Annotated in this window: 10 protein-coding genes; 2 read left to right on the top strand and 8 right to left on the bottom strand. The window is 69.2% G+C overall.

All coding sequences use genetic code 11. From position 1 onward, the window contains the following. Positions 1–12: 12 nt before the first annotated feature. Entirely contained in the window at positions 13–330 is a 318-nt protein-coding gene (locus OG966_RS24015; RefSeq protein ID WP_326651881.1) for a hypothetical protein, read from the bottom strand. A 186-nt stretch (positions 331–516) separates the two neighbouring features. Between OG966_RS24015 and OG966_RS24010 the strand changes: the two genes are divergently transcribed. Beyond that, complete coding sequence (locus OG966_RS24010) at positions 517–1824, top strand: M28 family metallopeptidase (RefSeq protein ID WP_326651879.1); 1308 nt, start codon at positions 517–519, stop codon at positions 1822–1824. Between the two features lie 100 nt (positions 1825–1924). Beyond that, complete coding sequence (locus OG966_RS24005; RefSeq protein WP_326655343.1) at positions 1925–2479, top strand: flavodoxin family protein; 555 nt, start codon at positions 1925–1927, stop codon at positions 2477–2479. 100 nt (positions 2480–2579) lie between these two features. On the opposite strand, the gene OG966_RS24000 is transcribed toward OG966_RS24005, so the two are convergent. From OG966_RS24000 to OG966_RS23970, 7 genes are all read right to left on the bottom strand, one after another. Next, a complete protein-coding gene (locus OG966_RS24000; protein ID WP_326651877.1) occupies positions 2580–4613 on the bottom strand; it encodes a sensor histidine kinase in 2034 nt (677 codons plus the stop codon). Positions 4614–5344: 731 nt separating this feature from the next. Continuing rightward, a complete protein-coding gene (dhaL, locus tag OG966_RS23995; RefSeq protein WP_326651875.1) occupies positions 5345–6001 on the bottom strand; it encodes a dihydroxyacetone kinase subunit DhaL in 657 nt (218 codons plus the stop codon). A 46-nt stretch (positions 6002–6047) separates the two neighbouring features. After that, entirely contained in the window at positions 6048–7040 is a 993-nt protein-coding gene (dhaK, locus tag OG966_RS23990; RefSeq protein ID WP_326651873.1) for a dihydroxyacetone kinase subunit DhaK, read from the bottom strand. Positions 7041–7210: 170 nt separating this feature from the next. Beyond that, positions 7211–8896 carry a phosphoenolpyruvate--protein phosphotransferase gene (locus tag OG966_RS23985; RefSeq protein ID WP_326651871.1) on the bottom strand — a complete coding sequence of 562 codons (1686 nt, stop codon included), beginning with the start codon at positions 8894–8896 and terminating at the stop codon, positions 7211–7213. Continuing rightward, positions 8893–9534: a dihydroxyacetone kinase subunit DhaL gene (gene dhaL, locus OG966_RS23980; RefSeq protein ID WP_326651869.1), complete on the bottom strand. Its 642-nt coding sequence runs from the start codon at positions 9532–9534 to the stop codon at positions 8893–8895. Before dhaL (OG966_RS23980) ends, OG966_RS23985 begins: the two co-directional genes overlap by 4 nt. Before the next feature lie 133 nt (positions 9535–9667). Continuing rightward, complete coding sequence (gene dhaK / locus OG966_RS23975; RefSeq protein ID WP_326651868.1) at positions 9668–10666, bottom strand: dihydroxyacetone kinase subunit DhaK; 999 nt, start codon at positions 10664–10666, stop codon at positions 9668–9670. Next, positions 10663–11439: an MIP/aquaporin family protein gene (locus OG966_RS23970; RefSeq protein ID WP_326651866.1), complete on the bottom strand. Its 777-nt coding sequence runs from the start codon at positions 11437–11439 to the stop codon at positions 10663–10665. The genes dhaK (OG966_RS23975) and OG966_RS23970 overlap by 4 nt, the downstream gene beginning before the upstream one ends. Positions 11440–11504: the final 65 nt, after the last annotated feature.

Raw genomic sequence — 11504 nt, 5'->3', positions numbered from 1 at the left:
CAGCGGATCCTCCTACTCCGATTCCTTCCAGGTGAAGGACTCCAACCCCTCGCACTCCTCCTCGGACCCTCGCCGACGGCGGCGAACCCGCCGTGTGCCCAGCGCAAGGACGCCCACCAGCAGACCCATCGCGCACACGGTGAGGAGCAGTGCGATCACACCGACGCGCAGAACCTGCCGGACCAGGGCCTCCAGGATGGGGAACGGGTCCACGTGCATATGCATGGGCACCGGCGCGGGCTTGGTCATGCCCACAGCTTGCGGCTCGATACCGCCATCCGCTCCCGACCTGCGGACCTCGTGCTCCAACAGCGCCACGGCATTGACCATTCCGCGATCCGTCCAGTCCGCTATACGAACGCGGCTGTCCGGTTTCCGCCCTTGACGGTTAGTCAAACTCTCGCTGAACTCTCAACACGCACTGCGCACCACCAGCTCCAACGCCCTGGGACCCGCCATCCCGGGGCGTCTCGCACGTTCCGTCCTGTCCCCGTACGGAATCCGGAGCCCCCACACATGAACTCTTCTGCCCCCAGACGCGCGGCCGCGGCCGCCGCACTCGCCCTCGCCGGACTGCTCGTCGGCGCGGCGCCCGCGGCACCCGCGGCCCCGGCACCCGCGCTTGCCGCTCCCGACATACCGCTCGCCAACGTCAAGGCGCATCTCACCCAGCTCCAGTCGATAGCCACCGCCAACGGCGGCAACCGCGCGCACGGCCGGACCGGCTACAAGGCGTCCATCGACTACGTGAAGGCCAAGCTGGACGCGGCCGGATTCACCACGTCCCTCCAGCAGTTCACCTCGAGCGGCGCGACCGGCTACAACCTGATCGCCGACTGGCCGGGCGGTGACGCCAACCAGACCCTGATGGCCGGCTCGCACCTCGACTCCGTCGGCGCGGGCGCCGGGATCAACGACAACGGCTCCGGCTCGGCGGCCGTCCTGGAGACCGCGCTGGCCGTCTCCCGCGCCCAGTTCAAGCCGGAAAAGCATCTGCGGTTCGGCTGGTGGGGCGCCGAGGAGCTGGGTCTGGTCGGGTCGAAGTACTACGTCAACAACCTTCCCGCCGCCGAGCGTTCGAAGATCTCGGGCTATCTGAACTTCGACATGATCGGCTCACCGAACCCCGGTTACTTCGTCTACGACGACGACCCGGCCATCGAGAAGACCTTCAAGGACTACTTCGCGGGGCTCAGCATCCCGACCGAGATCGAGACCGAGGGCGACGGCCGCTCCGACCACGCCCCGTTCAAGAACGCGGGCGTCCCCGTCGGCGGCCTGTTCACCGGCGCCGACTACACCAAGACGGCGGCCCAGGCCCAGAAGTGGGGCGGCACGGCCGGCCAGGCATTCGACCGCTGCTACCACTCCTCCTGCGACACCGCGGCGAACATCAACGACACCGCGCTCGACCGCAACAGCGATGCGATCGCGCACGCGATCTGGACACTGTCCGCCGGGACGACCACACCGCCGGGTGACGTGTACGAGAACACCGCCGACGTCGCGATCCCGGACAACGGCGCTGCTGTCACCTCGACGGTCAACGTCACGGGCCGTACGGGCAACGCCCCGGCCACCCTCAAGGTCGGCGTGGACATCATCCACACCTGGCGCGGCGACCTGGTCGTCGACCTGGTCGCCCCGGACGGAACGGTCTACAACCTGAAGCCGTTCAGCTCCTCCGACTCGGCGGACAACGTCCAGGCGACCTACACGGTCAACGCCTCCTCCGAGGTCGCCAACGGCGCCTGGAAGCTCCGCGTCCAGGACAGGGCGGCGCAGGACACCGGCTACATCAACAGCGTCAAGCTCACCTTCTGAGAGGTCCCAAGACCGCCACCCCCCACAGACTGCATGCGTGTGCATATACTGCACACGCATGCAGTCATCTTTGGAGTACACACGCGAGGGGCACAAAGTCATGACCCGGAAGTTCCTGTTCCTGCTGGGCAGCAGCCGCAACGGCGGCAACACCGAGACGCTGGCCCGCCTGGCCGCCGAACAGCTTCCCGCCGGGGCCGAGCAGATCTGGCTGCGGCTGTCCGAGCTCCCACTGCCCGAGTTCGAGGACCTGCGCCACGAGGGCGAGGGCAGTTACCCCGTACCCACCGGGCATGCCGCGACGCTGCTGGACGCCACACTGGAGGCGACCGACCTCGTCATCGCGTCGCCGCTGTACTGGTACAGCGTCTCGACATCGGTCAAGCGCTATCTGGACCACTGGTCGGGCTGGCTGCGCGTGCCGGGTACGGACTTCAGGGCACGGATGGCCGGGCGCACGCTTTGGGGTGTGACCTCGTACGCGAGCACGGCCGACAAGGCCGAGCCACTCATCGGCACCCTGCGCAACACCGCCGCCTTCATGGGCATGCACTTCGGCGGCGTCCTGCTCGGCAACGGCACCCGGCCGGGTCAGGTGGAGAACGACAGCGACGCGACCGCCCGGGCCAAGGAGTTCTTCATGCCTCCGAGTTGAGCAACCCGTCCTCAATGTTGAGCCTGTCACCGGACATGGACGTGTCCAGGACGCGGTGCCGCGTTACGGCCCCATGGCGCGGAGAGGGTCGCGGTAGCCCTTACTCCTTGCCGGCCAGGCGGGTGCCGGTACGGCGTGTCCGGTACGCGCGTTTGGTCAGCGTGCTCTCGTCGAGTTGCTCGGTTGTGTCGTAGTTGCGCCAGCCGGTGAGGCGTCCTTCCGGGTCGTACCTGGCTGACAGTCCGGGAGGATCCATGTGATCTCCGTGTTCCCGGACCACCTTCTGGGGCAGCATGACCACTGCTGTGATGCCGCGAGTGGATGAACTGCGGAGCTGGACGCGTATGCCGTGGCGGGCGGAGAGCTGGCCGACGACGAACACACCCATGCGCCGCGCCACCGAGACGTCGACGACTGGCGGGTTCAGGAGCCTGTCGTTGGCCTCCTCAAGGTCCTTTGCGGTCATGCCGATGCCGCTGTCCTGGATTTCGACCGTCGCGCCGCCGCCGGACAGCAGCTGGCTCCTGACGAGCACCTCGGTGTCCGGAGAGGAGAACGTGGTCGCGTTCTCCAGCAGCTCTGCGATGAGGTGAACGATGTCGTTCACTGCCCGGCCGTCGACGTCCGCGGTCACCAGTCCGCGTAGCTGCACACGCTGGTACTGCTCGACCTCACTGGTGGCGGCCCGGAGGACATCCACGAGCCGGACTGGGGCACTCCAGCGGCGGCCCGCCTCCTCGCCCGCGAGGACGAGTAGGTTTTCCCCATTGCGGCGCATGCGGGTGGCCAGGTGGTCGATCTTGAAGAGGCTGGCGAGCAGGTCGGGGTCCTGCTCGCCGTTCTCCAGATGGTCGATCAGCTCCAGCTGCCGTTCCACGAGGTACTGGCTGCGCTGCGAGAGGTTGACGAACATCGCGTTGATGCGGCCTCGCAGTTGCGCTTGCTCGAACGTCAGCCGTACGGAGTCGCGATGGACTTCGTCGAACGCCTGGGCGACACGGCCGATCTCGTCGACCGAGTTGATGCCCGCGGGCTCGACCTTGATGGCCTCCAGTTGCGTGTCGCCGGAGCCCCGCAACAGCCGGACCACCTCGGGCAGGCGGCGTTCCGTGATATCGAGCGCGGAGGCGCGCAGGGTGTGCAGCGGGCCGACAATCGACTGCATGACGACGTGCGTCACACCGAACGTGAGCAGGAGGATCAGCAGCACGACGAGCGAGGTGATGAACACTGAGCGCTCGGCCTGGTGCTGCTCGCGCGAGCTCTCGTCTTCGACCGATCCGACGAGCCGCTTCTCGACCAGGCGCATCAGCTCGAGCTTGCTCGTCATGGTGTCGAACCGCTCGCCGGCGTCGAGGCGGAGGCGGCTGGTGCCATGCCGGGCGAGCACCTGCTTCTGGAGCATCTCAACCTTGTTGACGTCCCTTTCGGTGACGGTGCGCTCGTAGAACTGACGCTGGGCCGGCGGCGCGTCGGACCGGAACTCGCCGATCAACGCCTGTTGCTGCCGGCTGGCGAGGGTCAGGCCCTGGGCCTCGCTCGAATCGAAGTGTGCCTGGGTCAGCACCCCGCCGAGCAGCGCGCGTTGCCGGGAGGCTGCCTCCGTGGCCTGTGCGAAGGTCTCGAGCGCACCGGCCCTCACGGCAAGGGTCTGGTGGGCGATGTCCGGCGTGAGAAGGTCAAGGGCGTCGGTGAGCTCGGTGATCAACTCCGTGTATGCGTTGACCACGGGCAGCAAGCGCATTTTCGAGCGGGCTGCCGTGTCGCGCAGTGACGCCACTTTCCCGCCAGAGGCGTTGAGCACCGCGAGCCGGGTGGCCAGGACGGGGTTCGTCCCGCGGTGGACATGGGCGACCTCGGTACGGACCCGGGCGAGCGCCGCGTCGACCTGGGAGCGCTGAGTGTCCAGCCGGCTCGTGTCGCCCCTACGCCCGGCCGCAACGTAGAGCGCGGTGAGATCGCGTTCGTCCTCAAGCTCCTCCAACAGCCCCGTGCCCTTGTCGAGGGTACGAACGAGCTGGCGGACGTTGTTGACGTCCTGTGCGTTCTGCACGGCCGAGCCGATCCGCAGACCGCCGAGTACGAGCGTGACGATGATCGGGATGAGCACCACAGCCACCAGCTGGGTACGCACACTCCAGTTACTCGGGGCGAACTCCGCATGGTTGCTGCCCCTGTACGGGCGACGCCCTCCACCTGCACGCGCGGGGCCCGGATCGGTATTGCCCGGCTCGGTACCGCCGTTGTCGGAACCGTTGCCTCTCGCCTGGGGCGTCTGCACCGGTTCCGTGCCGTGGCGATTCGCCGTGGATTGTGTTTGCACTGCCCTCGCACCTTCTCCTCGCCATTGAACGTGCGCGATTCAGGGGCTCGTGCGCCCATCGCGGACGCGCCCCTCATCGCGCGAGTGCGCTTGTCGTGACGTCGCTGAAAGAGGCCATGGCCTCGTGCACCCCCTGGCAGGTGCCTGGTGCAGCTGACTACGCGTCGGTCTCGGAGCTGTTCAAGATCGCAACCACTCCTTCGGTGGCGGTGGCTGTGGCGATCGGTGCCCAGCCGTCCGTCATCTGTGCCTGTCAGCGGCTAGAGGCTGGCATCGCCGGCGAGTTCGGCCGTGCCAGTGGCGAGGCCGTCTTCGGCGCCGTGGGCCAACCGGACATGCGAGAGGGGTTGCTGTCCGCGCCGGCCCAGCGCCTGACCGACCGATCCCGAGTTGCTGCGGCGTGTCCTCATAGCCAGGTACGAGCGGGGGGTAGGCGGTCGAGGACCAGATACCAGCGGGTCACGGTCGCTCGACCCGCCACGACGCCGCGAGGGCCGTGCCGGGAGACGCTCTCGTGTCGGCCCACCGGTCGGACACCACGTTCATGACGCCGTCCCTGCGCCTGGCCGCTTGCTTGCCGCGGTGACAGTCGCAAGGGCGGACAGAATGAGCACGGTCGACGCCGCGCCGGGGTCCTCGTGACCGATGGTGCGGGCGCCGAGATAGCTCGCGCGGCCCTTCCGGGCCTGCATGGCGACGGTCTGCTTCAGGCCCCGCACGGCGGCGTCGTATGCCGCGCGGGTGGCGTTGCTCAGGTCGCCGCCGGTGTCGATGACGGCCTGGTAGGCGGTCACGGCCGGGCCGAGGGCGTCGATCATCGTCTTGTCGCCCTCGAGTGCCGCGCCGATCCGCTGGATGCCGGTGAGGGCAGCTGCCAACGCCGCCCCGAGTTGTGCCGCAGACACGTCGGGTTCCTCGCCCAGGGTCCCCGCGGCCTGCCGGAAACCGGTGCCGTACAGCGGTCCCGAGGCGCCGCCGGTCTTGCTGATCAGTGCCCGGCCGACGGTGGCGAGCACCGCTCCGGGGGTGGACGGGTTGGTTTCGTCCAGCATGGCCACCGCCGCCTGCAGGCCACGGCGCATGTTGATGCCGTGGTCGGCGTCGCCGACAGCGGAGTCGAGGCGGGTCAGATGATCGGTGTTATCGACCACCAGTCGGGCCGCCTCGTGGATCCAGGCCCGGAACATGCTCGCGTCCATTGTCGTCCTTCTCCCTCGTGGTGTCCGTCGTGGTGTCCGAGGCCGTTCAGCGTCCCCAGCGCAGTGCGGGGGTCTCTACGGGGGCATCCCACAGATAGGTGAGCTGCGGCGTGAGCCGGCACACCGTGATCGTGCAACCGGCCATGTCCAGGCTGGTGATGTAGTTGCCGACCAGGTTGCGGGTGATCCACACGCCATGGTCGGCGAGCCACTCGGCAACCGCGGCATACACCACGTACAGCTCAAGAAGCGGGGTGCCACCCAGGCCGTTGACCATCACGAGCACTTCGCCTGAGAGCGGCATGTCGGCGTGGATGGCGTCCAACGCGACAGCGACGATCTCCTTGGCGGAGACGAGCCTGCTGCGGGCGCGACCGGGCTCGCCGTGGATGCCGACGCCCAGCTCGATCTCGTCCTCGCCCAGCTCGAAACCGGGCTTGCCCGCCGCGGGCACCGTGCACGGCGTGAGCGCCACCCCGAACGAACGGGACCGGTCGTTGACCTCCCGGCCCCAAGCCGCAGCCGAGGCCAGGTCCGCGCCAAGCTCGGCAGCCGCACCGACGATCTTCTCCACGAACACGGTCGCCCCGGTACCCCGCCGGCCCGCCGTCCACGTACTGTTCTCCACGGCGACATCGTCATTGACCACGACGCCCTCCACCCGCACGCCGTCGTCGGCGGCCAAATCGGCGGCCATCTGGAAGTTCAGCACGTCGCCGGTGTAGTTCTTCACGATGTGCAGCACCCCCGCCCCGCCGTCAACGGCCCGCGTGGCGGCGAGTATCTGGTCCGGTACGGGAGAGGTGAACACCTCACCGGGACAGGCCGCATCCAGCATCCCGTACCCGACGAACCCGCCGTGCAGCGGCTCGTGCCCGGACCCGCCACCTGACACCAGGCCGACCTTCCCAGCGGTCGGCCCGCCCGCGCGGACGATGTAGCGGTCGGACGTGTCGACCACCAGTGAGGGGTGCGCTGCGGCCACGCCGACGAGAGCGTCGGCGAGCACCTCATCGGGCGAGTTGATGAGCTTCTTCACGGTTCAGGCCCCTTCTCGACTGGATAAGAACATCAGCAGAAATCCATCAAATGGTATGTATCAGTAGGATTTGTCAGGGCGTCATCTTGCGCGTCACACAGGTCCTTTGATGGGCCGGTCCGGTCGGACCTGCCCATGCTCGACTGATCGCGCCATGTGCGCGGCTCGAGTCAGGGCAGCGACGGCAGGCAGCACTGCTCGACGAGTCGCCAGACCTCTTCGGGGGTTTCGCGGGTGAGGGCGATGGCCGCCAGGGAGGCGCAGGTGTCATGGCGCAGGCGGCGGATGCGGGCGCGTACTTCGTCGACGGCGGCTGGTGCTACGGAGAGGATGTCGCAGCCGAGGCCGATGAGCAGGGGGGTAACGAGGGGGTCTGCGGCGGCGTCGCCGCAGACGGATACCTGGCGGTTGTGGCGGTGGGCGGCGGTGACGACTTGGGCGATGGCGTCGAGGACGGAGGGGTGCGCCGCCATGGCGGGGGTGGCGGTGGGGTCGCGCCGGTCCAGGCCCAGGATCTGGCAGGTGAGGTCGTTGCTGCCGATGGAGAGGAAGGCGGCTTCGCGGGCGAGGTCGTCGGCTGCGGCGACGGCTTCGGGGAGTTCCACCATGATGCCCAGGGGTGGCGTCGGGACACCGGCTTCGTCGGCTGCGGCCTGGAGAAGGCGTCGGCAGGCACGCAATTCGTCGATGCTCGCGACCATGGGGATCATGATGCGCAGGTCAGTGTCGGCTCCCGCGCCGAGCAGGCTGCGGAACTGATCGCCGAAAGCGTCCGGTTGGGCGAGCATGAGGGGCAGGCCGCGGCCGATCCGCGCGCCCTGGACGCGGGACAGGAACGGCGGCAGTTTGTCGTCGGCGAAGTCGAGAGTGCGAGCCGTGACGACCTGCCCGGTGAGCGCGCGCAGGACGGGGACGAGGGTGGCCGCGTGCTGATTGCGGGTTGGCCAGGCGGGGTGGTTGAGGAAGGGCAGTTCGGTGCGGAGCAGGCCGACACCCTCGGCGCCCGTGGTCAGGGCCGCGCGGGCTTCGGCCGGCGTCGCCACGTTGGCCCGCAGAACTATGCAGTGCTCGTCGAGTGTCTGGGCTGGCAGGTGGCGCTCTTCGGCGAGGGCGAGCCTGCGGGTGCGGGCGGTCTCCATCGCGTGCAGGGCCCTGGTGCGTTCGTCGTCGTTGGGGTGAGCGACGGCGGTGGCCCGGTCGGTGTCGAGGAGGATTTCCTGCCCGTCCGGCAGGTCGAGCAGGGCGGGGTCGACGGCCAGTAGGAGGGGGATGCCCTGTGAGCGGGCGACGATCGCGGCGTGGGAGTTGGGGCCGCCGGTGACGGAGATGGCGGCGGTCACTGTCTGGCCGGGTTCCAGCAGGTCCGCCGCGCCGATCTCGTGGGCGACCAGGACGAGGGGCTGGTCGGGTGCGGGGCTCGTGTCGCCGTGAAGGTGAGCCAGGACGCGGCGGCCGACCTGCCGTACGTCTGCCGCGCGTTCGGCGAGGGTGGGGTCATCCAGGCTGGCGATGGTCCGGGCGTAGGTGTCGATGGACTGCCGGACAGCGACGGGTACCGGCTGCCCTTGCTGCGCTCGCTTGATCGCCTGCTCGCGCAGATCGTGGTCCTGTGCGATGTAGCTGTTGACCTCCATGATGTCGGCCTCTTCGTCGTTGCCCCGTTCGCGCAGGGATGTAGACAGGTCGAGCAGGCGGGCGGCGACGGCGTCGAAGGCGTCGGTGATCTGCTGTGCGGCGTCGCCACCGGTGCGGTGGGGGAGCGCGGTTGTGCTGGGCGAGCGGTCGGTGCGGTGGAGGAACCCCAGGGCTATGCCGGGTGCGGCGGTATGCCCGGCGTAGGTGTGGCGGTTGGTCATCGGGCCACCACCGTCTCGGCGAGTGCGCGGAAGATCAGGGCGGTGGAGGTGGCCCCTGGGTCCTGGTGGCCGATGCTGCGGGCGCCGAGGTAGGAGGCGCGGCCCTTGCGCGCCTGCATGGGAGTGGTCGCGCGCATGCCTTCTTCGGCAGCGTCGGCGGCGGCCCCGGCCGCGGCGGCGAAGTCGGCTCCGGCGCCCGCGTGCTGCTGGAAGGCTGCCAGTGCGGGAGCGTAGGCGTCGATCATGGTCTTGTCGCCGGGTGCGGCCGCGCCGAGCTTCTGGACACTCTCCAGGCCGGCGGCGAGTGCGGTGGCGAACTGCTGCGTGTCGGCGGTGGGTGCGTCAAGGGCCTTGCCCATGGCGCGGAACGCGCCGCCGTAGAGCGGGCCGGAGGCACCCCCGACGCTGGAGATGAGTGTGGTGCCCGTCTTGACCAGCACGGCCCCGACGGTGTCCGGCTCGTAGTCGGCCAGGGCCGTGGTGACGGCGGAGAAGCCGCGTTTCATGTTGACGCCGTGGTCGGCGTCGCCGATGGCCGAGTCGAGCTGGGTGAGGTGGTCCTTGTGCTTGTCGACGGCGGCGGCGATGGCCCGCACCCACGTGCGGGCGAGGTCGGTGTCCACGGAATCTCCGTTCATGGTTGGTGCGTGGCGGGTTCACGGTTGGGCGAGCCGGGGGCGGGGGCGGATGCGGGGGGGCGGTCGGGTGAGCTGGATCGGGAAGGCTCCCGCCCGGCCCTCGCGTATCGCGCGGCCCCGCCCCCGGCTCGGTTCAGGCGCCCCAGCGCACGGCTGGGGTGTTCACAGGTGCGTCCCACAGGGACAGCATGTCGGCGTCGGCCTTGCACACGGTGATGGAAACACCGGCCATATCCAGGCTGGTCACATAGTTCCCAACAAGATTGCGGGCGATGACCACGCCCTTGTCCGCCAGGGCGGCCGCGACCTCGTTGAAGACCACATACAACTCGATGAGCGGCGTGCCGCCCAGCCCGTTGACCATGACGATGGTCTCCTCGCCGGCGGCGAGCGGCTGGTCGGCGAGGATGGCGTCCAGGGCGGTGGCCACGATCTCCTTGGCGGAGCGGAGCTTCTCCCTGCGGCGGCCGGGCTCGCCGTGGATGCCGACGCCGACCTCCATCTCGTCCTCGGGCAGGTCGAAGCCCGGCTTGCCGGAGGCCGGGGTGGTACAGGCGGTCAGTGCCACGGCGAAGGACCGGGAGGCGGCGTTGACCCGCTTGGCCATCTCGGCGACGGCGGCGAGGTCGGCGCCCTGCTCGGCGAGAGCGCCGGCGATCTTCTCGACGAAGACGGTGGCGCCGGTGCCCCGGCGCCCGGCGGTCCAGGTGGAGTCCTGGACGGCGACGTCGTCGTCGACCAGCACGGTCTCCACCGTGATGCCTTCCTCGGCGGCCAGTTCGGCGGCCATCTGGAAGTTGAGGACGTCACCGGTGTAGTTCTTCACGATGAACAGCACGCCGGAGCCGCCGTTGACGGCCTGGGCCGCGGCAAGCATCTGGCCGGGCACGGGCGAGGTGAACACCTCCCCAGGACAGGCGGCGTCCAGCATGCCGAGTCCCACGAAGCCGCCGTGCAGCGGCTCGTGCCCGGAACCGCCGCCGGAGATGAGTGCGACCTTGTCCGGTCTGGTGCCGCCCGCGCGGGTGATCACCTTGTTCTCCGCGTCGACCTTCAGCTCCGGGTGAGCGGCGGCGATACCGGCCAGGGCCTCATCCAGCACCGCCTCGGGAGCGTTGATGAGCTTCTTCACGACAGGGCTCCTTCGGCAGTGGCGGGCTGGGCGGCCTGGCTCTCAGCCCCATTTACAGCGGCGGCCTTGCGGTGGGCGTTGAGGGCGGTGTAGAGGACGCCGGCGGCGAGGGCGCCGATCACCTCGGCGGCCAGGTAGACGGGCAGCTGGTCCCAGTGGACCGTGCCGTTGAAGAGCTCGCCGGTGATCATCGGGCCGAGCGTCCTGGCCGGGTTGATGGACGCCGCGGTGGCGGGCGCCACCGGAATGATGATCGCGAACACGCCGAGGCCGATGGCCAGGCCCGCGAAGCCGCCGGCCGCGCGCCGGTCGATGGCCCCGAAGACGATGAACGCGAGGATGAACGTGCCGATGGCTTCGGCGAAGAAGGCCTGGCCGGCGCCGACACCGGTGCCGTAGGCGGCGATACCGAGGCCGACATCGACCGCCTTCTTCCCCAGCACCCCCACGATCGCGAGCGCCCCCAGCACCGCACCGGCCACCTGGGCCGCGATGTAGCCGGGGACGTCCCGCCAGGGCATCTTCTTCGTGGCCGCCAGGGCCAGGGTGATGGCCGGGTTGATCTGGCAGCCGGAGATATGGCCGATCGCATAGACCATCGCGATGACCGCGGTGGCGAACGCGAGCGAGATCATTCCCAGCTGCGCCATGGTGAACGGGGCGTCGCCGCCGACGATGAGCGTCGCGGGGACCGAACCGACACCGATGAACACCAGCACCGCGGTGCCCAGCATCTCGGCCACAAGCTTCTGTGAGTAAGAGTTTTCTTCCATGATGGCGCCCAGCGCCGAGCGGCAGCTTGGGCGTCTCACCTCCTCCGCGTGGAGCGGGCTATGAA

Source organism: Streptomyces sp. NBC_01750 (assembly GCF_035918095.1).
In the GTDB taxonomy this organism is placed as follows: domain Bacteria; phylum Actinomycetota; class Actinomycetes; order Streptomycetales; family Streptomycetaceae; genus Streptomyces.
This window is presented reverse-complemented; position numbering and strand designations above follow the sequence as displayed.

Excerpts from the sequence above, each read along its gene's own strand:
- OG966_RS24015 (WP_326651881.1), bottom strand. The coding sequence starts at position 330 with ATGGTCAATGCCGTGGCGCTGTTGGAGCACGAGGTCCGCAGGTCGGGA.
- OG966_RS24010 (WP_326651879.1), top strand. The coding sequence starts at position 517 with ATGAACTCTTCTGCCCCCAGACGCGCGGCCGCGGCCGCCGCACTCGCC.
- OG966_RS23985 (WP_326651871.1), bottom strand. The coding sequence starts at position 8,896 with ATGACCAACCGCCACACCTACGCCGGGCATACCGCCGCACCCGGCATA.
- OG966_RS24005 (WP_326655343.1), top strand. The coding sequence starts at position 1,925 with ATGACCCGGAAGTTCCTGTTCCTGCTGGGCAGCAGCCGCAACGGCGGC.
- dhaL (WP_326651875.1), bottom strand. The coding sequence starts at position 6,001 with ATGGACGCGAGCATGTTCCGGGCCTGGATCCACGAGGCGGCCCGACTG.
- dhaL (WP_326651869.1), bottom strand. The coding sequence starts at position 9,534 with ATGAACGGAGATTCCGTGGACACCGACCTCGCCCGCACGTGGGTGCGG.
- OG966_RS23970 (WP_326651866.1), bottom strand. The coding sequence starts at position 11,439 with ATGGAAGAAAACTCTTACTCACAGAAGCTTGTGGCCGAGATGCTGGGC.